Genomic DNA, 25,344 nt, shown 5'->3' with positions numbered 1-25,344 from the left:
GTCCTACCTGGCTTCTCGGGTGGCGAGCTCGAGCGGGGACTGGGCGACGCCGAAGGCCTGGGGTATCGGCTGGCTCGCCATGTAGAGGCGGTCGGCGGTGCGGCGCGGGAGGGGGAAGTACGCGAAGGCGCCGTGGACGCGGCCGTCCGGCGTCATGGGCTGGGCGTGGAAGCGGGCCACCGTGGCCAGCCGGTACGGCTCCGCCCCGTGGCTGTCCAGGATCGCGATCTCGGTGATCCTGCGGGCGCCGTCCGGGAACCGGGTCAGCTGGATGATCACGTCGACCGCACTGTTGATCTGGTCGTGCAGCGCCTCGAAGGGGACCGACACGTCGGACATGGACGCGAGGGTCTTCAGCCGCATCAGGGCGTCCTCGGCGCTGTTGGCGTGGACGGTGGCGAGGGAGCCGTCGTGACCCGTGGACATCGCCTGGAGCATGTCGAGGGACTCGCCGCCGCGGACCTCACCGACGACGATGCGGTCGGGGCGCATCCGCAGGGAGTTGCGGACCAGGTCCCGGATGCTGACCTGGCCCTTGCCCTCGACGTTCGGCGGGCGGGACTCCAGCCGGATGACGTGGCTTTGCTGGAGCTGGAGTTCGGCCGAGTCCTCGATGGTGATGATGCGTTCGGACTCGGGGATCAGGCCCGACAGCGCGTTGAGCAGCGTCGTCTTGCCGGTGCCCGTCGCACCCGAGACGATGATGTTGAACTTCGCCTGCACCAGCCCGGCCAGCAGATACACCATGGGCTCGTCGAGCGAGCCGAGGCCGGTCATCTCGTGCAGGGTGAAGGAGCGGGGGAAGCGGCGGATCGTCAGGGTCGCGCCGGTCAGGGACAGCGGCGGGATGATGACGTTCACGCGCTCACCGGACGGCAGGCGCGCATCCACCATCGGATTCGACTCGTCGACGCGCCGGTTCACCGTTGAGACGATCCGCTCGATGGTCTGCATCAGCTGGTCGTGGGAGGGGAAGCGGAGCGGCAACTGCTCGACGCGGCCGCCTCGTTCGACGAAGATCGCGTCCGGACCGTTCACCATGATCTCGGTGATCGACGCGTCTTCGAGCAGCGGTTCCAGGATGCCCAGGCCGAGTGCCTCGTCGACGACTCGGCGGATCAGCTGCGAGCGCTCGACCGTCGAAAGGACGGGGCCCTCACGGCTGATGATGTGCCCGAGGACTCGTTCCAGGCGGGCCCTGCGCTCGGCCGCCGCCAGCGAGCTCATCTCCGCGAGGTCGATCTCCTCAAGGAGCTTGGCCCGGTACGAGGCGACCAGATGACCGTCCTCGCCCCGGCCGGCGTTCTCCTCCGGGGCGTTGATGCGTGACCTCAGGCTCATGTGGATCCTCGTTCAGTGGTCGAGCGGCATGGTCGCGGTCTTCTGGGCGGGGTCGAAGTTCCAGCCGGGGACGATCGACGGGATCTCGACGGTGGCCGTGACGGTGACCTCGTCGCCGCCGGCCGCCTCCGAGCAGTCGGTCCCGTCGGCGAGCCAGCCGCTGACCGCGTTCTGGCACCCTTCCTGGGCGGCACCGGGTTCGAGCGAGGCGGCCCGCGCCCCCGCCCTGGCCGCCGTACCGGCCTGCTGGGCGGTGTAGGCGATGAGCCCGACCTGGATGCCGGCCATGGCGACGAGGATCAGGATCGGGATGAACCCGAGGTACTCGATGGCGACCTGACCACGGTCGCGGCCCGCGCGGCGGGGGAAGAGCCGGTACGACATCTCAGTCCTTCTCCTCCTGCACGGCCCCCGCGTGGCCCTCGACCGTGAACGGGAAGCCGATGGCGCCGGGGAAGAGGACGGGCACCTGGAGGGTCACGTCGGCGGTGACGAAGTCGCCGTTCGCGTCGCACTCCACGGTGGCGCCCCCCTGCCATGAGTCCGGAAGGTGTTGGAGCCCCGCTTCCGCGCAGGCCGACTGCCCCTCCGACGCCGTCGCAGCCCGCGCCGCCTCGTCCGCAGCATTCCCCGCGAGCGTGAACGTGTACCCCAGCAGCACGCACTGCCACAGCAGCACCAGCGTCAGGATGATCAGCGGGGTCATGCCGAGGAACTCGACGCTCACCTGCCCCCGGTCGTCCCCGAGCCGGCCCTTGGTCCCCCGCCCCTTCACCTCCCGATCTCCTTCCGGCGCCGGAACGTCAGCGCCGCCCGGTCCCCGCCCCGCGCCCGGCCACCCCGGCGCTGTGCGCTTGCCTCGGTGCCCTTGACCAGGCCCAGTTCCCCCGCGAGCGCCCACATGGCCTGCTTGACCGTCCCCCTGTTGTCCAGCTCGTGGACCCGGCCGGCGTCGACCGCGCCCTGGAGTTCCTTGAAGTTGGCCGGGATCGCGGTGGCCGCGACCGACGTGCCGGTGATCCGCTGGATCAGGGCGGGCTGGATCTCCGTACCGCGCGAGTGCCGGTTGACGACGATCATGGTCTCCTCCGCCTTCCGGATCTGGAGGCGGTCCCACATCCGGACCGTGCGCTTGGCGCCGCGCACCGCGACCACGTCCGGGGTGGTGACGAGGAGGGCAGTGTCGGCCATCTCCACGGCTGCCGCGCTCGCGCCGCTCAGCTGGGCGCCGCAGTCGACGACGACGACCTCGTAGCGGGAGCGCAGGGCGGTGACGACGTGGCGGGCGGCGCGGTCGGTGACCTCCTCGCCGCGTTCGCCGTCGCCGGGGGCGAGCAGCAGCGCCACCCCCGTGTCGTGCCGGAACACCGCGTCCGCCAGCACGCGGGGCGTGATGTCGCTGATGGCGGCGAGGTCGACGATCGAGCGGCGGAACTGGATGTCCAGGTAGGAGGCGATGTCGCCGGTCTGGAGGTCCATGTCGAGCAGGGCGGTGCTACGGCCGGACGCCTGGGCCGCGAGGGCCAGTTGAACGGCGGTGAGGGTGGCGCCCACGCCTCCCTTCGCGCCGCTCACCGTCACGACGGTGCCGCCGACGCCGCTGAACACATCGCCGCCGGCGCCCAGATGCCGCCGTACGCCCACCGACCACTGGGCGACCGCGTGGACGCGGCTTGCCAGCTCCTCGTAGTGCAGCGGCAGGGCGACCAGGCCCCGGGCGCCGTAGTCCATGGCGGCCTGGAAGAGACCGGGGCTCGCGTCGGACGTCACGAGGATGACGCCCACCGCCGGGAAGCGCAGGGCGACCTCGCGGATGAGCTCCAGGGCCGGGACGGGGCCGATGCGCTCGTGGACGACGACGACCTCGGGCAGTTCGTCGATGGACTCGGCGGCCAGGCGCGCGAGGGTGTCGACGAGTTGGGTGGAGTCGGTGACCGGGGCGACCGGCTCGGCGTCGGGGAGCTGGCTGAGAAGGGTCGTGAGGGACCGGACCGCGTCCGCGTCGCCGACGGCCGGGAGGATCCTCGTGGGCATGGGGGCCTCTCACTTGTCCTTGGCGAGTTCGTAGGTGCGGTCCGTCGCGGAGATGTCGGAGTCGGCGCCGGGTGCCACCAGGGCGAGCCGGACCTCGTCGGCGAAGGACTCGGCGTACGTGATGCGCTGGGCGTCGACGGTCCGCAGGGCGAAGGTGATCGGGACGGCCTCGGTGGACTGCCGGTCCCGGTCGTCCGCGTCGGGGCGCAGGGAGGTCAGCTTGCCCACGTCGATGACGCGGGCGTTCTCGACGATGAGCTTGGACTGGTCGGGGTCGCCGTCGCGCTGCCCCTCGAAGGTGGCGTAGACGTTGACCGTGGAGCCCGGGGTGATCTTGCCGGCCACGCCCGTCGCCGCGTCGATCATGATGGCGAGTTCCTGCTCGCCCTGCTGGAGGGCGGGCTGGTCGACGATCATGTCGCTCTGCAGCAGGGAGCCCTCGAGCAGTCTGGTGACGGCGATCTTGCCCTGGATCTCGCGGAGGCTGGTGACCGCGTTGTCGGAGAGCCACCGCTCGGGCATCTCGATCTTCTCGAACTGGCCCGCGCTGAGCGGGGTGTAGGGATCCACGTTCCGCTTGAGCCGGTACGCGGTGACCTCTGGCCCGACCTTGGACTTCACGTCGTTGATGACGGACAGGACACCGGCGAAGGCGCCGAGGGCGCAGACGACCGACAGGAGCAGGAGTATCACGCCGCGGCGCTGACGGGAGTTCATGAAACCGTGCAACCTCATTGGGGGAATCGGTCGGGTGCGGTCGGAGTGGGTTCGGTCGGGTCGGGCTGCCGTGAACGGCCTGTCCCGGTCAGCCCGCGCGGGCCGGTTGCTCGTGGGTGGGCGGGGTGGCGGAGCAGAAGACGCAGCGATCGCCGATGACGTCGATGCCGCACCAGTGACAGGAGTTCTGCCGTACGGAGGTGACGAGCTGGTAGAGCACCGACAGCTCGGGCAGAAAGGCGCAGAACTCGATCAGCTTGGCCGTCCCCCACCAGGCCGTCGACTCGGCGGGCAGGACCACCTCTCTCAGGCCCTGGGCGTTCCAGGACTTGGCCAGGCCGGCGGTGACCCAGTCGGACTGGAGCTGGCCCTGGGCGACCAGCATCGAGGTGCCGAACTCCGGGCCGGGGAGGGTGATTCCGGGGGCGATGCGGACGAGGTGTGGGGCCGGGTGGGCGAGGACGCCGAACTGGCTGCCGGGCATCCAGGACTTGGCGTGCGACTTGAGGTCCACGGGGACGCGGTCCAGCTTGGCTACGGAGCCGAGGAGGGCTCCGGCGTGGAGGTAGTGGGTGAGCAGCCGGCCGGCCGAGGCGAGGACTCCGGGGCTGAGGTCGCAGGAGGCCAGCTGCCGCAACTGGCGGGCGAGGACGGCGAGTCCGAGCGGGGGCAGTTCGGGGCGGAACACGGCGATGCGGTCGCTCTCCAACAGGGACCGTACGGTGTGCAGTCGCTGCTGGACGCCGCGGGGAACGGCCTGCGAGCAGACGACCACGACATGCCCGTGCTGCTCGATCAGCGTCTGCATGCCCGCCAACGACCGTTCCAGGGGCTCCCGGTCGAGGTCCTGGAGCACGACGGCGGGCACGGTTCGCTCGTCCTGCGCCGGCAGCGCCATGTCGGCACTGGTCACGGCAATGGCAGTTGGCACGCGCAGCTCCCCGTTCCCGCCCGGTCCGGTGCACGGGTGTTACTCCGGTGCACCGAGATGACTTCATTGCGTGACTATCTCAGCACTGTATCCACGGCTTGATGACCGGAGAACAGCCTTTCTGTAGCCGGGAAGGAACTCACCGCGCACAACTCACGCCAAAACGGGGCAGGTCACGCACACCAATGCTCCACGACCAGAACCCCTTGACAGCCGGATTGGTCTGGACCAACTTGGTTGACATGTTCATACACAGAGCCCGTCTGTGGGCGGCAGCCCTCGCCTCCGCCCTCTCCCTCACCTTCATCGGCGCGGGTCACGCGTCCGCCGCGGACGTCAACAACGCCAAGAACGCCGGCTTCGAGTCCGGCCTGAGCAACTGGACGTGTTCCGCGAACAGCGGGACGACCGTCTCCGCACCGGTGCACGGCGGCTCGACCGCGCTGAAGGCGACACCGGCCGGGCAGGACAACGCCCGGTGCAGCCAGACGGTGGCCGTGAAGCCCAACTCGACGTACACGCTGAGCGCCTGGGTGCAGGGCGGCTACACCTACCTCGGCGTCACCGGCACGGGCACGACGGACGTGTCGACCTGGACGCCGGACTCGGCGTCGTGGAAGCAGCTGTCGACCACCTTCAGCACCGGCTCCTCGACGACCTCTGTGACCCTCTACACGCACGGGTGGTACGGACAGGCCGCGTACTACGCGGACGACGTGTCGGTGTACGGCCCCGACGGCGGCGGGGGCACCGACCCCTCGCCGACGGTCCCCGGGGCGCCGAGCGGGCTCTCGGTGTCGGGCACGACCTCCTCGTCGGTCTCCCTGGCCTGGAACACCGTCTCGGGGGCGACCGGCTACAACGTCTACCGGAGCGGCACCAAGGTCGCCGCGGTCACCGGCACCTCCGCGACCGTGACCGGACTCGCGGCCTCGACGTCGTACTCCTTCCAGGTCACGGCCACCAACGCGGCCGGTGAGTCACCGAAGTCGGCCGCCGTCACAGGCACGACGAACAACCCGACCGGGCCGGGCCCCGCCCTCCCCAAGCACGCGGTGACCGGCTATTGGCAGAACTTCAACAACGGCGCCACGGTCCAGAAGCTCGCCGACGTGCAGTCCCAGTACGACATCATCGCCGTCGCCTTCGCGGACGCGACCTCGACGCCGGGCGCGGTGACCTTCAACCTGGACTCGGCAGGACTGGGCGGCTACACCGTCGACCAGTTCAAGGCCGACATCCGGGCCAAGCAGACGGCCGGGAAGAAGGTCATCGTCTCGGTGGGCGGCGAGCGCGGCACGGTCGCGGTGAACGACGCCACGTCGGCGACGAACTTCGCGAACTCCGTGTACTCCCTGATGCAGACGTACGGCTTCGACGGCGTCGACATCGACCTGGAGAACGGCCTCAACGCCACCTACATGACGCAGGCCCTGCGGTCGCTGTCGGCCAAGGCGGGCTCGTCCCTGATCATCACGATGGCACCGCAGACCATCGACATGCAGTCGACGTCCAACTCGTACTTCCAGACCGCGCTGAACGTCAAGGACATCCTCACGGTCGTCAACATGCAGTACTACAACAGCGGTTCGATGCTGGGCTGCGACGGCAAGGTCTACAGCCAGGGCTCGGTGGACTTCCTGACCGCCCTGGCCTGCATCCAGCTGGAGGGCGGCCTCGCCCCGTCCCAGGTGGGTCTGGGCCTGCCGGCGTCGACGCGGGGCGCGGGCAGCGGGTACGTGGCGCCGTCCGTGGTGAACAACGCCCTGGACTGCCTGGCCAAGGGCACGAACTGCGGCTCGTTCAAGCCGTCGCGGACGTATCCGGACCTGCGGGGCGCGATGACCTGGTCGACGAACTGGGACGCGACGGCGGGCAACGCCTGGTCGAACGCGGTGGGGCCGCACGTCCACGGGCTGCCGTAGCAGCGCCGGACGCCGTCACCCCATCGGCCGGTAGTGGCCAAGTACCCAGGCCAGCTGCGGGAACCACTCCTGCAGCCGCGTCCTGGGCTTGGCCTCCACCACGCACTCGTAGAACCGGCCGTCCATGTGGACCACGGCGACCATCAGGGCCTTGCCGTCGGGGCTCGCCTTGTAGTGGACGCCGCGGATCTCGGGCCAGCGGAACTCGATCGTGAGGCCGGACATCTCGAAGACGACACCGGAGGCGTCGACAACGACCGCGTTGCGCTTGTCCACGGCCAGGAACTCAGGGCCGGCCGGAACAGGCTGGGGCGGCACCGGCTGGGGCGGCACCGGCTGCCCCGGGACCGGGGCGTACGGGGGCTGCGCGGGCGGGTACTGCGGCGCGAACTGCGGTGGGGGCGGACCGAAGCCCGGCACGGGCGGTGGGGGTGGCTGCTCGGTCATCCGTCGGGTCCTCGGTCCTGTCCTTGCCCTGGCTGTGCACTTCTCGGCGCTGCGGTGAAACATTCTCCCTGCCCCGCCGCATCAGTGAAGTGAGGGCCTCACCGACGGCCGGCACGCACCAGCAGGGGGACGGCATGAGACAGGCCCGCGTGGACGAGTACGCGGAGTTCGCGGTGGCCAGGGCCGGGCCTCTGTACCGGTCCGCCTGTCTGCTGACCGCCGGGACCCAGCACGACGCCCCGAGCCGCGAGACCCCCGCCCTGACCGAGAAGCAGCTACGGGAGATCGCCCTCAGCCCGCGGTGGGACGACTTCCGCTAGAAGAAGTCCGCCCACGGCTGGTCCCAGACCTGCTTCACGCACAGCACCAGGAACAGCAGGCCCGCGACGGCCAGCATGGCGTTGCTGAGTGGCCCGTTGCGCCACTGGGCCGGGGTGCGGGAGGAGTTGAGGAGCCAGATCAGCGTGCCGGCGAGGAAGGGCAGGAAGGCCGCGCCCAGCACGCCGTAGATGATGATCAGGCGGAAGGGTTCGCCCTGGAAGAGCAGGACGATGGGCGGGAAGGTCAGCCACAGCAGGTAGGCGCGGAAGGACCAGGAGCGCTCCCGCTGGCCCGAGGCGACCTCCTCGCCCTTGAGGGCCTCACCGGTGCGGTAGCGGGACACGAAGTCCGCGAACATCAGGCTCACGCCGTGCCAGACGCCGATGAGGGAGGTGAAGGAGGTGGCGAAGAAGCCGATCAGGAAGAACTTGGCCGTCGCCGTGCCGTATTCGTCCTCCAGGATGTCGCCGAGCTGGATCAGGCCCTTGTCGCCGCTGGCGATCGCGATGTTCGCGGAGTGCAGCAGCTCGGCGCCGACGAACAGCATCGAAATGACGAAGATGCCGGTGGTGGCGTAGGCGACGCGATTGTCCAGCCGCATGACCTTCATCCAGCCGGTGTTCGTCCAGCCCTTCGCGTTGACCCAGTAGCCGTACGCGGCAAGGGTGATGGTGCCGCCGACGCCGCCGATGAGGCCGAGGGTGTTGAGGATCGAGTCCTTCTCGTCGGGCAGGACGGGCAGCAGGCCCGCGAAGGCCTCGCCGAGGTTGGGCGTGACGCGGATCGCCAGGTACACCGTCACCACGAACATGACGCCCACCAGGACCGTCATGACCTTCTCGAAGACGGAGTACTTGTTGAACCAGACGAAGACCAGGCCGACCAGACCACAGGCGATGGCCCACCATTCGAGGTCCATCACGTTCGGGAACAGCGCCTGCAGCGGCAGTGCACTCGACGACATCGCCGCCGCGCCGTACACGAAGCCCCAGATCACGACGTAGACCGCGAAGAACCATGTGGTCCAGCGGCCCAGGCTCGCCCAGCCGTCGAAGAGGGTGCGGCCGGTGGACAGGTGCCAGCGGCCCGCCGCCTCCGCGAGGGAGATCTTGACCAGACAGCCGATGATCGCGGCCCAGAGCAGGGTGTAGCCGAAGTTGCTGCCCGCGATGAGGGTGGCGACCAGGTCGCCGGCCCCGACGCCGGTCGCGGCGACGACGATGCCGGGGCCGATGTACCGCCAACTGGACTTGCGCGGCTGGGATTCCGCCTCGCCGACCTGTGCTGCCGCTGTGTTTCCTGTGGTGTCCGCCATGAGGGTCAAGAAATCTCAAAGGTGCCGGGGGGACAAGAGGGCGTGCGCGATCTCCACCCAATGTGCTCACCAGGGTTTGGCGCCGCAGTCCTCCGACCCGCAGGCGCCGAGCTCGAACCATACGGTCTTGCCCGGTCCGTCCTGGTGACAGCCCCAGCGCCTCGCAGCGCAGGATCCCGTGCGCGGCGGACGGGGTGAGCCTGAAGCGGCTCGCCGAGTGCCGCACGGCGTTCGTGGCCAGCTCGCTCACCAGCAGTTCGGCCACGTCGACCAGCTCGTCGAGGTTCGCGAGCCCCCATCCCTCCAGCTGCCGACGGACCTCCGCACGGGCCTCGCGGACGACGAGCCGTACTGGTGCGGCATGGCTCCACAGTGGCTCGCGCGGGGGTACCGCACACGGGGAGGAATACCCGATTCCATACCTGCAACCGGTCGCCCCCGGGGTGCTCCGCCGGCCCCGGCTATCCGTACTGGAGCCGTACGCTCGTCCCCTCCCCCTCGTCGCGCACATCCACGTACGCGCACACCTGCCGGGCGAACCACAGCCCCTGCCCGGGTTCCAGTTCCGCGCTCGCCGGTGGTACGAAGCCGGCCAGCGGGTCGTCCACGCGGCGGACCGTGCGCAGTTCGCACACGCATGCCGGGGCGTCGCCCCACAGCAGGGCACCGTCGAGCGGGCCGAGCGCGGCGGCCGCCTCGGTGACGGCCAGCGCGAACAGCTCCGCGTCCGCGGCGCTCAGCCCGTGGGCGGCCGCCCAGCCGCGGACCGCGTCATCCGTGGGCGCCGGGCCGGAGAACCGCTCGGCGTCGGCGGGAAGCGGTGGCAGGGGTACGGCGTCGAGTTCGGCGGCGAGCCGGGCCGGGTCCTCGTACACGTCGGTGTCGGGGTGGGCGCGGCGGGCGGCGGCGACGATGGCCGGGCCCGCGACGCGGGCGTCGTAGGCGCACAGGGCCGTCGTCGCGAGCGGGGCGAAGAGCAGGTTGGCGAGGGCCTCGTAGCGGATCCACTCGGCGGTCTCCCGCGGGGATCGGCCCGCACGGCCGCCCCAGACGGGCTCCATGAGCAGATGGATACGGCCGTCGGGGCCGGCGTTCGCGGCGAGGTAACCGGCGCCCTGGGCGACGGCGTTGGCGGCGGAGCCGGTGTACCACTCGGTGTGCGGGACGAGGCCGACGCTCTTGGCGTCGCTGCCGAGGGCGTCGCGCAGGAGGTCCAGGTTGCCGGGGGCGGCGATGGCGACGGGCGGGGGTTCGCCGGGGGCGGCGAGGGCCTCGGTGAGGAAGGGCAGGGCCGTGGCGAGGAACTCGTCGTCGGCCGCGAAGACGGCCATGCGGTGGTCGAAGTGGCTGTGGGGTGGAGCCGGTTGGTCGGTCATGGGGTGCGCTCTCCTCGGGGCTGGCAGTCGGGGCTAATTGTCGGGACGAGGGTGCCAGGGGGCCCGTCGGCCGGGCGTCTCCGCGTTGGGCCGCCACCCAGGCCGCGATCTGGCTGCGGTTGCTGAAGCCGAGCTTGCCGAGGATGCGTTCCACATGGCCCTCGGCGGTGCGGCGGGCGAGGACCAGACGGTCGGCGATCTGCTGGTTGGCGAGTCCCTGGGCGACGAGTTCGGCGGCCTCGCTCTCGCGGTGGGTGAGACGGAGGCCGGTCGTGGCCCGGGGGATCCGGGACGGCCGGCGTTCGGCTCGCCGGGCCCGGTGGGCCGGAGCGGCCGGCTGCGGTCCTGCAGGGCGTAGTCGACGGTCTCCGCGAGGTCGAGGCCGAGACCACGTTCGTACGCCCGACGGAAGCCGGCTGGGCCCAGCTCCTCGCGGGCCCGGGTCTCGCTGTTCCACCAGCGCGCGCAGCGGCGGCTGCGCGGAGTGGTCGTGCAGGTCGAGCGCGGCGGCGGCGAGCGGGACGAGCGCCGGGTCGTCCAGGCCGGAGAGGTGCACGAAACGCACGCCGTCCGGGAAGGTGCGCCGCACTCCGGCCGCGATCCGTGCGGCGAGGCGGGTTGCCGACGCCGCCGGGCCCGGTGAGCGTGACCAGCCGGGTCCTGGCCGGCAGCTCGCGGCCGGCCGCGAGGTCACCGCGCCGGTCGACGAAGCTGGTCGTCTCGACCGGCAGATGGTGATCCCGTCGTGGCGCTGATCCGCTCATGATCAGCCGTTCCTGTGGGGGGTGTCGAAGGGAACCGGGGAGTCCGGGAGTCGACGGCAAGGGAGTCGGGGAGCCGGCGGGTGCGCCGGTCCCCGCCATGCCGCCGCTCCCGCCGCTCCCCCCTTGCGCGGAACCTCACCCTCCCCCGCCCCCGAGCCGGCACGCACACCCGGATCACACCGCCGGGTGGACTTCGCGCGGGACCGCTCCGGGCCCAACCGGCCCGCGTACACTGCGCGGCTGATTTTCGGGTGGTTCACGCCGCCAACCGGAGTGTCACCCTTGACCTGTCCATGCCACCGCCGGACGATGAGCGACGCCCCACCCGCACCACGTCCGTACGTCGCACTGAACCCCACCCCCCACTCCCACAAGGAGAATTCATGCGACTTCGCATCCGCGGCTCAGGCGGCCGCAGCGGCAGACGTTCCGCCGCTCTCGCCGCGCTGCTCGCCCTCGCACTCGCCGCTCCCCTGTCGGCGAACGTGTCCGCCAACGCCGACAGCGACGCCAAGCCGGCCCCCACGGCCGACGACATCCGGCAGTACGAGGTCCACATCCACTCCACCGCCAAGGACCGCACGGCGCTTCAGCAGGCCGGCGTGACCGTGGACGAGGCCGATTCCCACGGCGTCGTCGTCTCCGGCCGGGCGGACCAGATCAAGAAGCTGAAGGCGCTCGGCTACGACGTCACCCCGCTCGGCGCGGTCCCCGACCGGTCCGCCGGCGAGGACGACGTCCGCCTGTACGACTTCCCGTCCGGTGACTCGCGCTACCACAACTACGCGGAGATGACGAGCGAGATCAACTCGCTCGTCTCGGCCAACTCCTCCATCGCGAGCCAGCGTGTCATCGGCACTTCCTACCAGGGCCGGAACATCGTCGCCATCAAGATCAGCGACAACGTGGCGAGCGACGAGGCCGAGCCCGAGGTGCTCTTCACGCACCATCAGCACGCCCGTGAGCACCTCACCGTCGAGATGGCGCTCTACCTGCTGCGCGAGCTGACCTCCGACTACGGCAGCGACTCCCGGGTCACCAGCATGGTGAACAACCGCGAGATCTGGATCGTGCCGGACCTCAACCCGGACGGCGGCGAGTACGACATCGCCACCGGCTCGTACCGGTCGTGGCGCAAGAACCGGCAGCCCAACTCGGGCTCGTCGGCGGTCGGGACCGACCTCAACCGGAACTGGGCCTACCGGTGGGGCTGCTGCGGCGGTTCGTCGGGGTCGGCGTCCTCGGACACCTACCGGGGCGCGTCCGCCGAGTCGGCGCCGGAGGTCAAGGTCGTCGCCAACTTCGTGCGCAGCCGGGTCGTCGGCGGCGTGCAGCAAATCAAGGCCGGGGTCGACTTCCACACGTACAGCGAGCTGGTGCTGTGGCCGTTCGGGTACACGTACTCCGACACCACGACCGGGATGACGGCCGACGACCGGAACGCGTTCGCGGCCGTCGGGCAGAAGATGGCGGCCAGCAACGGCTATACGGCCGAGCAGGCCAGTGACCTGTACATCACCGACGGGTCGATCGACGACTGGCTGTGGGGCAACCAGAAGATCTTCGCGTACACCTTCGAGATGTACCCGCGCTCCGGTGGCGGGGGCTTCTACCCGCCCGACGAGGTGATCGAGCGGGAGACGTCCCGGAACAGGGATGCGGTGCTGCAGCTGCTGGAGAACTCCGACTGCATGTACCGGTCGATCGGAAAGGAAGCCCAGTACTGCAGCTAGCTACTTGGCGTCGGCTTCCTCGACGTCCGCATCCTTGACGTCAGCATCCTCGACGGCGTCCGCCTCCTTGGCGTCCCCGTCTTCGAAGTAGGCGTCGAGGACCGCGTCCAGCTGCTCGTCCCACTCCTTGAATCGGCTCCTGGCCGTCGCCTCGATCTCGATCGGGTACCAGCGGCGGTCAGGAGTGTGCACCGTGACGGTGTATCGCTTCCCGAAGCGCGGGGCCTCCGTCTCGATCGCGCCGATCTCGTCCCAGTGGAACTCGCACTTCTGGTCGTCCAGGGAGAGCCGTACGCCCTTGTGGTCGACGACGATGCGGGCCCGGCGGTCGGCGGCCTCGAAGACGGGTCCGTCGACAGGGGCGTCCTCGTCGTCCTCTTCGGCCCAGTCGTCCTCTTCGGCCCTGTCGTCGACGTCCGCCTCGGCCTCGTCGGCGGCTTCGGGATCCGTCTCCTTGGGGTCCCTCACCTCGGCTTCCGTCTCCTCGGAGTCCGTCACGCCGGAAGCGGCCTCCTCGGCCGCGTCCTTCTCCTTCACGCCTTCCGGCTTGGCGGACGCGGGTGACGTGAGCCCGGGGATGAAGGCCGGGTCGAACCCGGCGCCTTCCAGGGGCTGGCTGCCTGAACCTATGCGCTGCTCCACAGCGGAGCAGTATGGTCGACAACCCTGTGTCCCGCGCAACCAGCCCCCGCATCGTTACCGGAAGATTCACATGCGAGCGGCCCCCACCAGCGCAGCAGGGGCCGCCGACTTTTCCGCACCGCCGGGCGAACGCCCCGCTAGACGAACAGACTCAGCACCGCCGCCACCACGAACCCGGCGACCGACAGCACACTCTCCAGCACCGTCCACGTCTTCAACGTGTCCCGCTCGGTGATGCCGAAGTACTTGGCGACGATCCAGAAGCCTCCGTCGTTGACGTGGGAGGCGAAGATCGAGCCGGCCGAGATGGCCATGATGACGAGGGCGACGAAGGGCTGGGAGTGATCGCCCTCGGTGAGCAGGGGGGCGACGATGCCGGCCGTCGTGACGATCGCGACCGTCGCCGAACCCTGGGCCACCCGCAGGACCAGCGAGATCAGGTAGGCCAGGACGAGCACGGGGAGGCCGACGTCGTTGAAGGTGTCGGAGAGGGCCTGGGCGACGCCGCTGGCCTTGAGGACGGCGCCGAAGACACCGCCCGCGCCGACGACCAGGAGGATGTTGCCGACCGGCTTGAGCGAGGAAGTCGACACCGTCTCCAGGGACTTGCGGGACCAGCCGCGACGGATGCCCAGCAGGTAGTAGGCCAGGAGCAGGGCGATCGTGAGGGCCACGAACGGGTTGCCGAAGAACTCGATCACCGAGCGGGTGGTGGAGGGGTCCAGGGCGATCGAGGAGAACGTGGCGGCCAGGATCAGCACCAGCGGCGTACCGATGATGCCGAGGACGGTGCCGAGCGGTACGGGCGTCTCCCGGGGCTCGACCCCGGACGCACGCTGCTCGTCGATGACCGCCTGCTTCGCCTCGGCCGCCGCCTCGACCATGTCCTGCGGCACGGCGACGAAGATGCGCTTGCCGATCCACGCCGAGAAGACCCACGCGGCCACTACCGCCGGGATGCCGCAGATGATGCCCATGAGGAGGACCCAGCCCAGCTGGACGTGGAGCAGACCGGCCGCCGCGACCGGACCGGGGTGCGGGGGCAGGAAGGCGTGGGTCATCGACAGGCCGGCGAGCAGCGGCAGGCAGTAGAGAAGGATGGACTTCCCGGAGCGCTTGGCGGCGGCGTACACGATCGGCGCGAGCACGAAGATGCCGACGTCGAAGAAGACCGGTATGCCGAAGATCAGGCCGGTGAGGCCCATGGCGAGAGGGGCTCGTTTCTCGCCGAAGAGGTTGAGCAGACGGGACGCCAGCACCTCTGCGCCGCCGCTGACTTCGAGGATCGCGCCGAGCATGGTGCCCAGGCCGATGATGATCGCGACATGGCCGAGGATGCCGCCCATGCCGGACTCGATGGTGGACACGGCGTCCGACCGCTGGACGGTACCGAAGAGTTCGGTCACCGACAGACCCGCCATCAGGCCGACGGCTATGGAGACGGCGAGAAGCGCCACGAAGGGCTGCAGGCGCGTCTTGATGATCAGGAAGAGCAGGAGCGCGATACCGATGGCGGCGACGGTGAGCAGTCCGGCCGTGCCGTCGATGAGGAGGAGCAGGCCGCCGGTGTGGGGTGGTGTCTCGGCGGGGGCCGACGCGGCCAGGGGGAAGGATATCGGGGACAATTGGGGGTCCTCTGGGTAAGTACATACGGCTTTCGGGCAGGGAGGATCGCGGCATGGCGTCCCGGGGGGATGACGGACGCCATGCCGTTGTGCGGCGTGCGGGAGGTGCTTCGGGCGTCAGCCGAGTACGGCCAGCGCGTCGATCTCGATGAGCAGGCCCGCCGGCAGGCCGACGTACACCGTCGTGCGGGCGGCGGGCGGCTGGGTCAGGCCCTGCTCCTCGAAGTAGGTGTTGTAGATCTCGTTCATCTCGGCGAAGTGGTCCACGTCCGTCAGATAGACGCGGATCATCATCACGTCGTCCCAGGAGGCGCCGCCCTCCTCCAGGATCGCCTTGACGTTGGCGAGGGTCTGGAGGGTCTGCTCGCGCAGGGTGGGGCCCGCGGGCGTCGGGGCCTGGCCCTCGACCGCGGGGAGGAATCCGACCTGCCCGGCGACCTGGAGGACGTTCCCCTTCCTGACGCCGTGCGAGAACTTCGCGGGCGGGGTGGTGTGGGTCTTCGGGGTGAGTGCGATCTTCTCGGTCATGCGGGGTGTCCTTACGGTCCTTGTCGGGGGGCTGCCGGGTGCACGGGGTTTCTGCCGGAGTACTCGCCGCTGATGCCGTCCGCCGTACGGCGCACCAGCGGGAGGAGGGTGAGGAGTTCGTCGGCGGTGACGACCACGTTGGGCGCGGAGACCGACATCGCGGCGACGACACGGCCGTCGGCGCCGCGGATCGGTGCGGCGACGCAGTTGATGGACTCCTCGTGGCCACCGAGGTCGGTGGCCCAGCCCTGTTCGCGCACCTTTTCCAACTCCCGCAGGAAGGCGGGGGCGTTGGGGGTGGAACGGGCCGTGTACATGGGGTAGTCGAGCTTCTCCGCGAGGGCGCGGCGCTCGTGCTCGGGCCGGTCGGCGAGCAGCAGCTTCGCCACGGCGGCGACGGTGATGGCGACGGGCTTGCCGATCCGCGAGTACATGCGCACCGGGTACCGGCTCTCGACCTTGTCGATGTACAGCACCTCGTCCTCCTCGTACACGGCGAGGTGGACGGTGTGCCCGCACTGCTCGTTGAGACGGGCCAGGTGGGGGTGGGCGATCTCGCGGATGTCGAGGTTCTCCATGGCCTCCTGCGCGAGGGCGATGAGGCGGGCGCCGAGGCGGTAGCGCTGGTCGGACTGGCGGTAGACGAGGCCGTGCTCGTGCAGGGTGCGCAGCAGCCGCAGCGCGGTGGACTTGTGCACACCCAGCCGGTCGGCGACCTGTCCGAGGTCGGCGGGACCTTCGGCGAGCAGCGGCAGGATGCTGAGCGCACGGTCGACGGTCTGGCTCATGGCGTACGTACCTCCTCGACGGCCCGCTCAGTGGCTTGCGTCCAGCCGGGGCCGAGTCGAAGTTTCTCCCACTCGACGTCCTCCAGGGCCACCAACCGGTCGGCGTGGTCCCGGCAGGGCGGTGCGGCGAGGTCCCCGGGAACGGCGAGGGCGGCGGCAGCCATCAGGTGCCCGTGCCGCAACCGGTCCCGAACGCAGAGCCCCCGCAGGGTCCCGGAGAGGAACCCGGCAGCGAAGGCATCACCGGCACCGACCGCCGCGACGACGTCGACGTGGAGGGCGGGCACGAAGGTGGTCGTCGACTCGGACCGCGCCGCGTTCACCGCCGCGCGCTCGAACGCCGTCGCCCCCCGCGCCCCGTCCTTCACGACCAGGACGCTCGGCTCCGGCAGCAGTGCGCGGATCGCCTCCGGGCCGCCGGTGACGCCCCAGGCCGCCTCTGCCTCGTCGGTGCCCACGAAGACCACGTCGCAGGTGCGGGCCAGGTCCAGGAGGACGTGGGGGCCGTCGCTGGTGTGCCACAGGCCCGGGCGGTAGTTGACGTCGAAGGAGACGAGGGGGCCGTCGGCGCGCGGGCCGTCGACGAGTTCCCTCAGCAGGGCGAGGCAGGCGTCCGACAGTGCCGCCGTGATTCCCGAGAGGTGCAGCACCCGTCCGGCCCGCACCGCCGCGAGGTCCACGTTCGCCGTGGACATCGCGGATGCCGCGGAGCCCGCCCGGTAGTACGCCACCTCGTGCGCGTCCGTGGCCCGGTCGCCCGCGGTGCGGAAGTACACGCCCGTCGGACGCACCGGGTCCCGGCGCACGGCCGAGACGTCGACGCCGTACTCCCGGATCGCCTCGACGAGATGGTCGCCGAACCCGTCGGCGCCGACCCGGCTGACCCACCGCACGGCATGCCCCGCGGCGGCGAGCCCGCACGCGACGTTCGACTCCGCGCCCCCGATCGCCCGCTCGAACGACGGCACGTCGGCGAGGCGCCCCGGCCGCGTCGGCAGGAACGTGACCATGGACTCGCCGAGCGCGACAACGTCCACGACGTCGAGGGCATTGCAGGGTCCGGTGACAGTCACGATCGTCGTAGCTCCTCGGCGGTTGCGTGGGACGCGGACTTCGTTGACCCGCGGTTCGCCGAGATGTTAGACAGCGGTAAGCGATATACGCAATGGATGTTGCAGAGAATGCAACTCCCCAGATCAGGGAGGTTCCATGAGCAACGAGGCACTCGCCCGCCTGGCCGAGGAACGCGTCGACCACCGCTTCAAGGGCCTCCCGCCGGACGCCGACGGCCTCACCGTCGCCGAACTGGCCGCCCAGCGCCGCAACCTCTTCACCGACGGCTTCGCCACCCCCGTGCTGGCCCTCTCCGCCGAGCGCCTGGAGCACAACCTCGACCTCATGGAGACGTACGCCACCCGGCACGGCCTCGCCTTCGCCCCGCACGGCAAGACCTCCATGGCCCCGCAGCTGTTCCAGCGGCAGATCGAGCACGGGGCGTGGGGCATCACCCTCGCCGTACCGCACCAGGTGCGGGTGGCGCGGGCGTACGGCACCGAGCGGATCTTCCTGGCGAACGAGCTGGTGGACGCCGCCGCCCTGCGCTGGATCGCCGGTGAGCTGACCGCCGATCCGGAGTTCCGGCTCATCTGTTACGTCGACTCCGTGCGCGGCGTGCAGCAGATGGACGCGGCGCTGAGCGGCGCCGGGGCCACCCGCCCGCTGGACGTCGTCGTGGAGCTGGCGGCCGGTGACGGCGCCCGTACCGGTGTCCGTACGGAGGCGGAGTGCGCGGCCGTCGCGGACGCGGTGGCCGCCGTTCCGACGCTGCGGCTGGTCGGCGTCGCCGGGTACGAGGGCGAGGTGCCGGACGCGAACCCCGAGCGGGTGCACGCGTGGCTGCGGCGGCTCGTCTTGCTCGCGGCCGAGTTCGACAAGTCCGGCCGGTTCGCCGGCCTCGACGAGATCGTCGTCAGCGCGGGCGGCAGCGCGTGGTTCGACGCGGTGGCCGACGTCTTCGACGAGATCCCCGGACTGTCGCTCCCCGTACTGAAGTTGCTGCGCTCGGGCGCGTACGTCTCGCACGACGACGGCCACTACCGCAAGCTCACCCCGTTCAACCGGGTCCCGCAGGAGGGCGCCCTCGAACCCGCCTTCCGCCTGTGGGCCCAGGTCGTCTCCCGCCCCACCCCCGACCAGGCCTTCGTCAACGCGGGCAAGCGCGACGCGGCGTACGACCTCGACCTGCCCTTCGCCCAGGTGGTCCGGCGCGACGGACCCGAGCGCCCGGCCACCGGCATCTTTGTGACCGCCCTGTCCGACCAGCACGCGTGGCTGCGGACGACCGAGGAGGCGGACCTGGAGGTCGGGGACTGGCTCGGCATGGGGCTGTCCCACCCGTGCACGTCGTTCGACAAGTGGCAGCTGATTCCGGTCGCCGAGGCGGACGGGACGGTCGTCGACTACATCCGCACGTTCTTCTAGGACAGGGAGGCGTCAGCCATGGAAGAGCTGGTGATCCGGGACGCGGACGTCGTCGACGGCAGCGGCGGCCCGTCCTACCGCGCCGATGTCGTCGTGGACGGCGGCAGGATCGTGTCGATCGTCCAGGAGGCGGCAGCGGCCGGCTGCCAACGGCCCAAGGCCCGCAGGGAGCTGGACGCGGAGGGCCTCGTCCTCTCCCCCGGCTTCGTCGACATGCACGCCCACAGCGACCTGGCGCTGCTGAGGGACCCCGACCACAGCGCGAAGGCGGCGCAGGGGGTCACCCTCGAAGTCATCGGCCAGGACGGGCTGTCGTACGCCCCCGTCGACGACCGCACCCTCGCGGAGGTCCGCCGCGCGATCACCGGCTGGAACGGCTCCGGCGACGACATCGACTTCGACTGGCGGACGGTCGGCGAGTACCTGGACCGCCTCGACGCCGGTTTCGAAGGCCGGGGCATCGCCGTCAACGCGGCGTACCTGATCCCGCAGGGGACGGTCCGCGCCCTCGCCGTCGGCTGGGAGGACCGCGAGGCGACGCCGGACGAGCTGGACCGGATGCGGCAGCTGGTCGCGCAGGGCATGGAACAGGGCGCGGTCGGCATGTCGTCCGGGCTGACGTACACGCCCGGCATGTACGCCAAGGACGCGGAACTGACGGAGCTGTGCCGGGTGGTGGCGTCGTACGGCGGCTACTACTGCCCGCACCACCGCTCCTACGGGGCCGGGGCCCTGGAGGCGTACGAGGAGATGGTGGCGCTGACGCGGGAGGCGGGCTGCGCGCTCCATCTCGCCCACGCCACGATGAACTTCGGCGTGAACGAGGGCAGGGCCCCGGACCTGCTGAAGCTCCTGGACGAGGCACTGTCGGCCGGTGCCGACATCTCCCTCGACACCTACCCCTACACCCCCGGCTGCACGACCCTCGTGGCGATGCTGCCGAGCTGGGCGAGCGAGGGCGGCCCGGAGGCGATCCTGGCCCGCCTGTCGGACGACGGCACGGCCGAGCGCATCCGCCACCACATGGAGGTCATCGGCGCTGACGGCTGCCACGGCGTGCCCATCGAGTGGGACACGATCGAGATCTCGGGCGTGACCGACCCGGCGCTCGGGGACTTCGTCGGCCGTACGATCCAGCAGTCCGCGGACGCGCGGGGCGAGGCACCTTGGGTGACCGCGCGCGGGCTGCTCCTTCAGGACCGGCTGGGCTCGACGATCCTCCAGCATGTCGGCCATGAGGAGAACGTACGGACGATCATGCGCCACCGCGTCCACACGGGCGGCTCGGACGGCATCCTGCAGGGCACGAAGCCGCATCCGCGCGCGTACGGCACGTTCCCGCACTATCTCGGCCACTACGTACGGGAGTTGGGCGTGCTGTCCCTGGAGGAGTGCGTGGCCCATCTGACCGCGCGTCCGGCGGCGCGGCTGCGGCTGCCGGACCGGGGGCTGGTCCGCGAGGGCTACCGGGCGGACCTGGTGCTGTTCGACCCGCGGACGGTGGCGGCGGGGTCGACGTTCGAGGAGCCGAGAAGGCTCCCGACGGGCATCCCGTACGTCCTCGTCGACGGCCGTTTCGTGATCGAGGACGGGCGCCGGACGGACGTACTGGCGGGGCGGGCGGTCCGCAGGACACCGTGAACTGTCTCAGTGACCTGGGGACCGCCCGCCGCGCGGGCCGTGGCTACGACTGCGGCTACGGCTTGGGCAGCACGCACCCGCTCGCGTTCAGGTCGAGCTTGTTGTCGACGCCGAAGCAGGCGGGGATCTGGTAGATCTGCTGGGCGTAATTGATGCCCTGGTGGACGGTGACGTTGCCGCTCTCGTCGACCTCGCACGGGTTGTTGACCGTGCAGCGCTGGCCGTCCTCGTTGCCGGTGTTGTTGACGGCGACGACCTTGTTGGTGGCCTGGTCGATGACGGGGGAGCCGGACGTGCCGCCGATGGTGTTGCAGGCGGAGGTGTAGCGGACCGAGTCCTTGAAGGTCCAGTCGCCTTCCTTGAGGCGGTACGCGAACCCGTCGATGTTGCAGCTGTACAGCCGCTTCCAGTAACCGGAGGCCACGGTGATGGCGGTACCGGCGACGGGGTGGGTGTCGGCCATGGTGAGCGCGTCGATGCCGTACGAGCTCTTGATCTGCCCGTACGTGGTGGTGAGCTGATAGATCGCCACGTCCGTGTCGGTCATCGCCCCGTACGCGATCTTGCTGGCGCGCAGGTTGGCCACCCGGCTCCCGGAGGCGTTGAGCAGACCGAACGTCCGGCTGGAGGCCCGGTCGACGACGACCTCGCCGGGTCCCGGCATGCCGGTCTCCAGACAGTGGCCGTTGGACATCACCAGCGCCGGGTCGTTGTCCTCCGAGTCGGAGAAGCGGACGACGGAGCCGGAGCAGTTGCTGAGCGAGACGGTGCCCGCGAAGTTGACGGCCTGGACCTTGGGGTTCAGGACCTGGTTGAGGCTCTCCGTGGTGGACGTGACGGTGTCCCGGACCAGGGAGGTGACCGAGTCGGTGTCCGCGCCCTTGCCGAAGGACTCGGCCGAGTTCACGGGAGCCGCAGCCGCGGGTACGGCGCCGGCCCCGGCTATCGCCAGGGCGAGGAGGGCGGCGCCGAGAGGTTTTCTCATGTGGGGGTCCCCTCATACGGAGAAGGTGACCGGAAAACCTCCGGTCACCCACGTGTTTGTCATGCGCATTGTCACGCACGAGGGGGGTGCGGACAAGGAGTTGGTTACCCGTGAGTTCAACCCGTAGGGGATTCCCTATCACGGTGAATGGGGAGTGCGGAGAGGGCGGCGCAGGACGTTCACGGGAGGGGCGGGGATCACCACGATCCGGGTCCCGATGTGTGGAGTTCGAGTGGACCCGGGAACCGGAGGAGCCCCGTCGGCGCCGCTCAGGAGTGGTAGAGCACCCGGACGACCATCGCCTCGGCCGGCAGGTCCCGGGGGGAGATGCCGCACGCGGGCGTCGAGATCGTCAGCAACAGTTCCGGCGGCTGGAAGTACAAGATGGCCATCGGCTGACGAGCCCACGCCTCGTCTGAGACTCGAGGGGGCCCGCACCGCTGCGGGCCCCCTCGACGCCAGTGCGGGTGGTACACGTTTGGCGGCCCCTCGGGCGCGTCGGCTGCCGGATCCCGCCGGGGCGCGGCTTCCAGAGATGGGAGGGGGTGTGGGGCAGCTATCGGTGATAACAACCCAAACCCCCGCGTCTCACGTGTCGGAAAACACGACGCAAGCCGCGTTACCGAGCCGTAAGCTCCTTGACATGCAGGTGATCCAGTCGACCAAGCTCGCCAACGTCTGTTACGAGATCCGGGGCCCGGTGCTCGAGGAGGCGATGCGGCTGGAAGCAGCAGGTCACCGCATCCTCAAGCTCAACACCGGCAACCCGGCGGCGTTCGGCTTCGAGTGCCCGCCCGAGATCCTGGAGGACGTCCTCCGGAACGTGTCCTCGGCCCACGGATACGGGGACGCCAAGGGACTGCTGGCCGCACGCCGCGCGGTCGTCATGCACAACCAGACCCTCGGCATCGAGACGGACGTCGAGCACGTCTTCATCGGCAACGGCGTCTCCGAGCTGATCGTCATGGCGATGCAGGGGCTCCTCGACGACGGGGACGAGGTCCTGGTGCCCGCGCCGGACTATCCGCTGTGGACCGCCGCCGTCTCCCTGTCCGGCGGTACCGCCGTGCACTACCGGTGCGACGAGCAGTCCGACTGGATGCCCGACCTCGCCGACGTCGAGCGCAGGGTCACCGACCGCACCAAGGCCATCGTCATCATCAACCCCAACAACCCGACGGGGGCCGTGTACGACGAGGCCATGCTGCGAGGGCTGACGGACATCGCCCGGCGGCACAACCTCCTCGTCTGCTCCGACGAGATCTACGACAAGATCCTGTACGACGACGCCACCCACACGCCCACGGCCGCCGTCGCTCCCGACTTGCTCACCCTCACCTTCAACGGCATGTCGAAGGCCTACCGGGTCGCCGGGTACCGGGTGGGCTGGATGTCGATCTCGGGCCCGCGCGCCCACGCCGACTCCTACATCGAGGGCCTCACCATCCTCGCGAACATGCGACTGTGCGCGAACATGCCCGGTCAGCACGGTGTCGTGGCCGCGCTCAGCGGGCGGCAGACCATCAATGACCTGGTGCTGCCCGGGGGGCGGCTGAAGGAGCAGATGGATGTCGCGTACGAGCTGCTGACGCGGATCCCCGGCGTGACCTGCGTTCGGCCGAAGGGGGCGCTGTATCTCTTCCCGCGCCTCGACCCGAAGGTCTTCAAGATCAAGGATGACCGGCAGATGGTCCTGGACCTGCTGCGGAGCGAGAAGATCATGGTCGTTCAGGGCACGGGCTTCAACTGGCCCGAGTCGGATCACTTCCGGGTGGTGACCCTGCCGACGGTCACGGACCTGCGGGACGCGATGGGACGGATCGGGCGGTTCCTCGACGGGTACGGCCAGCCCTGACGGCCCGGACGGGCGTTCACGCTGCGTGTGCGGGCGCCCCTGTTTTGTGACGCGCTCAACTTTAGACGAAATCTAAGCTAGGATGGTTTCCTGTCAGAGCACAGGAGGCCATCCCCATGTACGAACCGATCCGCACCAAGTCGGTCCACAGCACGATGGCCGGCACCACCTCCGACTTCCCCCACCGGTCGCGCGAGGAGGAGCTGGACATCCAGCTCGCGGGCCACCTCGCGGCGCTGCTCGCCGTCACCGACGAGCTGCGTGCGCAGGCCCCGTCCACCGACCTCGACGAGGCCGCCGAGCGGCTCGCCGGGCAGGTGGCCCGGCTGCGGGGCGGACGTGCGCCGGCCCGCGCGGCTGCCGCCGGCGGTGACGCGAGGCTCGCGGCGCTGCATCACCGGGCGCATGCCCTGGCGGGGCGGGCGCTGGTCGTCGCGGCCTCCCGGGCGGACACCGCTGCCGCGATCCTCGCCGCCGAGCGGATGGACGCGCACGCCGCCGCGCAGCCCGAGTCGCAGGAGCTGACCGGCGTCGGCTGACACCCCCTCGAACGGCCCCGGTCCGCGTGCACCCGCAGCGACGCGCGGACCGGGTGCCACAGCACTGCGCTGGCTTCGGCCGGGTTCGCCCGTTCGCCGTGATGGTCCGTGTCGTGCGGCGGCTGCGGGTTGTCTGTGGCATGTCGCGCAGTTCCCCGCGCCCCTGAAGGCAAAAGACAAAAGCCGCGTTGCCCGACCCGTGGCATACCGGGACCGGTAATACACCCCTCGTTCACCCCCCGCGGCGGGGAACGTTGGATTCCGCGAGCACTCTCCCCGGCGTGAGACGAATCGCAGGAATCGTCCTCGCGGTGTTGCTGATCGGTGGCGTGGTGGCCGCCGTCGTCGCGGGCCGCAGTGATGGGGACACGAGCACGGCAACGAAGACCGTGCGCGCGGTGATCGGATCGGAGAAGGCGGAGTTCTTCGCCGATCCCGACGTGGTGCGGGCCCTCGCCGCCAAGGGCTACACCGTGAAGGCCGAGACCTCCGGGTCCTGGGCCATGGAGGGACTCGACCTCGCGGGGTACGACCTCGCACTGCCGTCGAGCCAGGCGCCGGCCGCCGAACTCGCCGCGAAGTACAAGGTGACGGGGACTCTCCCCCGCCCCTTCTACTCGCCCCTCGTCGTCGTGGCGCACAAGAGCGCCGCCGAGGTGCTCGCGGCGAACAAGCTCGCCACCCTGGACACCGAGCACCGCGGCACCTTCGCGATGGCCGCCTATCTGGACGCCGCCCGCGCCGACCGCACCTGGCAGCAGCTCAAGGGCGCCGGGAAGTACGGGGAGTTGACGGGCACGCTCTACCTGTCCAGCACCGACCCCGAGACCTCCAACTCCGGCGCCCTCTACCTCGCCGCGGCCTCCTACGTCGCGAACGGCGGCAAGGTCGTCGCCTCCGGCGCCGAGGTGGACCGCACCTCACCGCTGCTGCACAAGCTGGTCAGTGTGCAGGGCGCCCAGCAGTCCAGCAGCGACGCCGCCTTCCGCGACTTCGTCAGCGGGGCCGGCAATCCTCTCGTCGTGGTCTACGAGTCCCAGGTGGCCTCGCTGCTGACGGACGGGCAGCAGCAGGGCGACCTGGTCGTCCTCTACCCCGACACCACGGTCAACAGCGACCACACGGCCGTACCGCTCACCGAGAACGGCAAGGCGGTCGCCGAACTCCTCGCCACGGACCCGAAGTTGCGGGCGCTGGAGGTCAAGCACGGGTTCCGCCCGCAGGGCGAGGTCACCGAGTTCGCCTCGGACACGACGTATCTCAAGAAGGAACTGACCGGCGTCCGCCAGGCGCCCGTGCCCACCGCCAAGGTGCTGCACGAGCTGGCGCGACGGGCGCGCGGATAAGGGGGGCAGC

Annotated in this window: 24 protein-coding genes and 3 pseudogenes; 9 read left to right on the top strand and 18 right to left on the bottom strand. The window is 70.3% G+C overall.

The features are described from left to right. Window positions 1–3 precede the first annotated feature (3 nt). The 6 genes from ACZ7L5_RS20245 to ACZ7L5_RS20220 form a co-directional block, all read right to left on the bottom strand. Window positions 4–1,341: a CpaF family protein gene (locus ACZ7L5_RS20245; RefSeq protein ID WP_471518196.1), complete on the bottom strand. Its 1,338-nt coding sequence runs from the start codon at window positions 1,339–1,341 to the stop codon at window positions 4–6. 12 nt (window positions 1,342–1,353) lie between these two features. Beyond that, window positions 1,354–1,725 carry a TadE/TadG family type IV pilus assembly protein gene (locus tag ACZ7L5_RS20240; protein WP_362380779.1) on the bottom strand — a complete coding sequence of 124 codons (372 nt, stop codon included), beginning with the start codon at window positions 1,723–1,725 and terminating at the stop codon, window positions 1,354–1,356. Between the two features lies 1 nt (window position 1,726). Continuing rightward, on the bottom strand, window positions 1,727–2,047 hold the full coding sequence (locus ACZ7L5_RS20235; RefSeq protein ID WP_467484193.1) for a pilus assembly protein: 321 nt from the start codon (window positions 2,045–2,047) through the stop codon (window positions 1,727–1,729). Window positions 2,048–2,112: 65 nt separating this feature from the next. Continuing rightward, complete coding sequence (locus tag ACZ7L5_RS20230; RefSeq protein ID WP_471518195.1) at window positions 2,113–3,375, bottom strand: AAA family ATPase; 1,263 nt, start codon at window positions 3,373–3,375, stop codon at window positions 2,113–2,115. A gap of 9 nt (window positions 3,376–3,384) precedes the next feature. Continuing rightward, window positions 3,385–4,092 (bottom strand): Flp pilus assembly protein CpaB, encoded by a 708-nt coding sequence (gene cpaB / locus ACZ7L5_RS20225; protein ID WP_471518194.1) that lies wholly within the window; start codon window positions 4,090–4,092, stop codon window positions 3,385–3,387. An 88-nt stretch (window positions 4,093–4,180) separates the two neighbouring features. Continuing rightward, window positions 4,181–4,990, bottom strand: a complete 810-nt coding sequence (locus ACZ7L5_RS20220; protein ID WP_471518470.1) for a hypothetical protein — start codon at window positions 4,988–4,990, stop codon at window positions 4,181–4,183. 275 nt (window positions 4,991–5,265) lie between these two features. Here ACZ7L5_RS20220 and ACZ7L5_RS20215 point away from each other — a divergent pair, with 275 nt between their 5' ends. Next, a complete protein-coding gene (locus ACZ7L5_RS20215; protein WP_471518193.1) occupies window positions 5,266–6,948 on the top strand; it encodes a chitinase in 1,683 nt (560 codons plus the stop codon). 15 nt (window positions 6,949–6,963) lie between these two features. Here the strand turns inward: ACZ7L5_RS20215 and ACZ7L5_RS20210 are convergent, their stop codons facing one another. Continuing rightward, entirely contained in the window at window positions 6,964–7,395 is a 432-nt protein-coding gene (locus ACZ7L5_RS20210; protein WP_471518192.1) for a hypothetical protein, read from the bottom strand. A gap of 134 nt (window positions 7,396–7,529) precedes the next feature. On the opposite strand from ACZ7L5_RS20210, the pseudogene ACZ7L5_RS20205 reads away from it, so the two are divergent. Continuing rightward, window positions 7,530–7,628: pseudogene (locus tag ACZ7L5_RS20205) on the top strand (SigE family RNA polymerase sigma factor); the annotation flags it as partial. Between the two features lie 83 nt (window positions 7,629–7,711). Here ACZ7L5_RS20205 and ACZ7L5_RS20200 read toward each other — a convergent pair. The 4 genes and pseudogenes from ACZ7L5_RS20200 to ACZ7L5_RS20185 all read right to left on the bottom strand — a co-directional run. Next, on the bottom strand, window positions 7,712–9,031 hold the full coding sequence (locus ACZ7L5_RS20200) for an Nramp family divalent metal transporter (RefSeq protein ID WP_471518191.1): 1,320 nt from the start codon (window positions 9,029–9,031) through the stop codon (window positions 7,712–7,714). Between the two features lie 66 nt (window positions 9,032–9,097). Beyond that, window positions 9,098–9,404, bottom strand: a pseudogene (locus ACZ7L5_RS20195) (hypothetical protein). Between the two features lie 88 nt (window positions 9,405–9,492). After that, window positions 9,493–10,407, bottom strand: coding sequence for an anti-sigma factor RsbA family regulatory protein (locus tag ACZ7L5_RS20190; protein ID WP_471518190.1), 915 nt, complete (start codon window positions 10,405–10,407; stop codon window positions 9,493–9,495). Between the two features lie 157 nt (window positions 10,408–10,564). After that, window positions 10,565–10,864 (bottom strand): annotated as a pseudogene (locus ACZ7L5_RS20185) (LuxR C-terminal-related transcriptional regulator); the annotation flags it as partial. A gap of 33 nt (window positions 10,865–10,897) precedes the next feature. On the opposite strand from ACZ7L5_RS20185, the gene ACZ7L5_RS20180 reads away from it, so the two are divergent. Continuing rightward, window positions 10,898–11,050 carry a hypothetical protein gene (locus ACZ7L5_RS20180; RefSeq protein ID WP_471518189.1) on the top strand — a complete coding sequence of 51 codons (153 nt, stop codon included), beginning with the start codon at window positions 10,898–10,900 and terminating at the stop codon, window positions 11,048–11,050. Window positions 11,051–11,554: 504 nt separating this feature from the next. Further along, window positions 11,555–12,904, top strand: a complete 1,350-nt coding sequence (locus ACZ7L5_RS20175; protein ID WP_471518188.1) for a M14 family metallopeptidase — start codon at window positions 11,555–11,557, stop codon at window positions 12,902–12,904. Here ACZ7L5_RS20175 and ACZ7L5_RS20170 read toward each other — a convergent pair whose 3' ends face one another. The 5 genes from ACZ7L5_RS20170 to ACZ7L5_RS20150 all read right to left on the bottom strand — a co-directional run bounded on the left by ACZ7L5_RS20170 (window position 12,905) and on the right by ACZ7L5_RS20150 (window position 17,560). After that, the gene (locus ACZ7L5_RS20170) at window positions 12,905–13,546 is read right to left on the bottom strand and encodes a hypothetical protein (protein ID WP_471518187.1); all 642 of its coding nucleotides are present in this window, start codon (window positions 13,544–13,546) and stop codon (window positions 12,905–12,907) included. It lies immediately after the preceding gene. 137 nt (window positions 13,547–13,683) lie between these two features. Next, window positions 13,684–15,162 carry a GntP family permease gene (locus ACZ7L5_RS20165; RefSeq protein ID WP_365061153.1) on the bottom strand — a complete coding sequence of 493 codons (1,479 nt, stop codon included), beginning with the start codon at window positions 15,160–15,162 and terminating at the stop codon, window positions 13,684–13,686. 126 nt (window positions 15,163–15,288) lie between these two features. Beyond that, entirely contained in the window at window positions 15,289–15,699 is a 411-nt protein-coding gene (locus ACZ7L5_RS20160) for a RidA family protein (protein ID WP_471518186.1), read from the bottom strand. An 11-nt stretch (window positions 15,700–15,710) separates the two neighbouring features. Further along, window positions 15,711–16,487: an IclR family transcriptional regulator gene (locus tag ACZ7L5_RS20155; protein ID WP_328879610.1), complete on the bottom strand. Its 777-nt coding sequence runs from the start codon at window positions 16,485–16,487 to the stop codon at window positions 15,711–15,713. Further along, on the bottom strand, window positions 16,484–17,560 hold the full coding sequence (locus tag ACZ7L5_RS20150; RefSeq protein WP_471518185.1) for a sugar kinase: 1,077 nt from the start codon (window positions 17,558–17,560) through the stop codon (window positions 16,484–16,486). The genes ACZ7L5_RS20155 and ACZ7L5_RS20150 overlap by 4 nt, the downstream gene beginning before the upstream one ends. 136 nt (window positions 17,561–17,696) lie before the next feature. Here ACZ7L5_RS20150 and ACZ7L5_RS20145 point away from each other — a divergent pair, with 136 nt between their 5' ends. Then, entirely contained in the window at window positions 17,697–18,968 is a 1,272-nt protein-coding gene (locus ACZ7L5_RS20145; RefSeq protein WP_471518184.1) for an amino acid deaminase, read from the top strand. An 18-nt stretch (window positions 18,969–18,986) separates the two neighbouring features. Next, window positions 18,987–20,609, top strand: a complete 1,623-nt coding sequence (locus ACZ7L5_RS20140; RefSeq protein WP_471518183.1) for an N-acyl-D-amino-acid deacylase family protein — start codon at window positions 18,987–18,989, stop codon at window positions 20,607–20,609. A gap of 55 nt (window positions 20,610–20,664) precedes the next feature. Here ACZ7L5_RS20140 and ACZ7L5_RS20135 read toward each other — a convergent pair whose 3' ends face one another. Then, entirely contained in the window at window positions 20,665–21,594 is a 930-nt protein-coding gene (locus tag ACZ7L5_RS20135; protein WP_471518182.1) for a S1 family peptidase, read from the bottom strand. 269 nt (window positions 21,595–21,863) lie between these two features. Then, entirely contained in the window at window positions 21,864–21,986 is a 123-nt protein-coding gene (locus ACZ7L5_RS20130; protein ID WP_471518181.1) for a hypothetical protein, read from the bottom strand. A gap of 251 nt (window positions 21,987–22,237) precedes the next feature. Here ACZ7L5_RS20130 and ACZ7L5_RS20125 point away from each other — a divergent pair, with 251 nt between their 5' ends. The 3 genes from ACZ7L5_RS20125 to ACZ7L5_RS20115 all read left to right on the top strand — a co-directional run bounded on the left by ACZ7L5_RS20125 (window position 22,238) and on the right by ACZ7L5_RS20115 (window position 25,334). Next, complete coding sequence (locus ACZ7L5_RS20125; RefSeq protein ID WP_471518180.1) at window positions 22,238–23,449, top strand: pyridoxal phosphate-dependent aminotransferase; 1,212 nt, start codon at window positions 22,238–22,240, stop codon at window positions 23,447–23,449. Window positions 23,450–23,565: 116 nt separating this feature from the next. Beyond that, on the top strand, window positions 23,566–23,988 hold the full coding sequence (locus tag ACZ7L5_RS20120) for an SCO4983 family protein (protein WP_471518179.1): 423 nt from the start codon (window positions 23,566–23,568) through the stop codon (window positions 23,986–23,988). Between the two features lie 281 nt (window positions 23,989–24,269). Then, the gene (locus ACZ7L5_RS20115; protein WP_384188537.1) at window positions 24,270–25,334 is read left to right on the top strand and encodes a hypothetical protein; all 1,065 of its coding nucleotides are present in this window, start codon (window positions 24,270–24,272) and stop codon (window positions 25,332–25,334) included. The last annotated feature ends 10 nt before the right edge of the window (window positions 25,335–25,344 follow it).

The organism is Streptomyces sp. NPDC107528, assembly GCF_055639295.1.
Note: the sequence above shows the minus strand (reverse complement) of the source record. Positions and strands in the feature narration are given on the sequence as shown.

Excerpts from the sequence above, each read along its gene's own strand:
- ACZ7L5_RS20210 (WP_471518192.1), bottom strand. The coding sequence starts at position 7,395 with ATGACCGAGCAGCCACCCCCACCGCCCGTGCCGGGCTTCGGTCCGCCC.
- cpaB (WP_471518194.1), bottom strand. The coding sequence starts at position 4,092 with ATGAACTCCCGTCAGCGCCGCGGCGTGATACTCCTGCTCCTGTCGGTC.
- ACZ7L5_RS20230 (WP_471518195.1), bottom strand. The coding sequence starts at position 3,375 with ATGCCCACGAGGATCCTCCCGGCCGTCGGCGACGCGGACGCGGTCCGG.
- ACZ7L5_RS20240 (WP_362380779.1), bottom strand. The coding sequence starts at position 1,725 with ATGTCGTACCGGCTCTTCCCCCGCCGCGCGGGCCGCGACCGTGGTCAG.
- ACZ7L5_RS20175 (WP_471518188.1), top strand. The coding sequence starts at position 11,555 with ATGCGACTTCGCATCCGCGGCTCAGGCGGCCGCAGCGGCAGACGTTCC.
- ACZ7L5_RS20200 (WP_471518191.1), bottom strand. The coding sequence starts at position 9,031 with ATGGCGGACACCACAGGAAACACAGCGGCAGCACAGGTCGGCGAGGCG.
- ACZ7L5_RS20125 (WP_471518180.1), top strand. The coding sequence starts at position 22,238 with ATGCAGGTGATCCAGTCGACCAAGCTCGCCAACGTCTGTTACGAGATC.
- ACZ7L5_RS20215 (WP_471518193.1), top strand. The coding sequence starts at position 5,266 with ATGTTCATACACAGAGCCCGTCTGTGGGCGGCAGCCCTCGCCTCCGCC.
- ACZ7L5_RS20155 (WP_328879610.1), bottom strand. The coding sequence starts at position 16,487 with ATGAGCCAGACCGTCGACCGTGCGCTCAGCATCCTGCCGCTGCTCGCC.
- ACZ7L5_RS20140 (WP_471518183.1), top strand. The coding sequence starts at position 18,987 with ATGGAAGAGCTGGTGATCCGGGACGCGGACGTCGTCGACGGCAGCGGC.
- ACZ7L5_RS20130 (WP_471518181.1), bottom strand. The coding sequence starts at position 21,986 with ATGGCCATCTTGTACTTCCAGCCGCCGGAACTGTTGCTGACGATCTCG.
- ACZ7L5_RS20120 (WP_471518179.1), top strand. The coding sequence starts at position 23,566 with ATGTACGAACCGATCCGCACCAAGTCGGTCCACAGCACGATGGCCGGC.
- ACZ7L5_RS20220 (WP_471518470.1), bottom strand. The coding sequence starts at position 4,990 with ATGGCGCTGCCGGCGCAGGACGAGCGAACCGTGCCCGCCGTCGTGCTC.
- ACZ7L5_RS20135 (WP_471518182.1), bottom strand. The coding sequence starts at position 21,594 with ATGAGAAAACCTCTCGGCGCCGCCCTCCTCGCCCTGGCGATAGCCGGG.
- ACZ7L5_RS20245 (WP_471518196.1), bottom strand. The coding sequence starts at position 1,341 with ATGAGCCTGAGGTCACGCATCAACGCCCCGGAGGAGAACGCCGGCCGG.
- ACZ7L5_RS20235 (WP_467484193.1), bottom strand. The coding sequence starts at position 2,047 with ATGACCCCGCTGATCATCCTGACGCTGGTGCTGCTGTGGCAGTGCGTG.
- ACZ7L5_RS20160 (WP_471518186.1), bottom strand. The coding sequence starts at position 15,699 with ATGACCGAGAAGATCGCACTCACCCCGAAGACCCACACCACCCCGCCC.
- ACZ7L5_RS20145 (WP_471518184.1), top strand. The coding sequence starts at position 17,697 with ATGAGCAACGAGGCACTCGCCCGCCTGGCCGAGGAACGCGTCGACCAC.
- ACZ7L5_RS20190 (WP_471518190.1), bottom strand. The coding sequence starts at position 10,407 with ATGACCGACCAACCGGCTCCACCCCACAGCCACTTCGACCACCGCATG.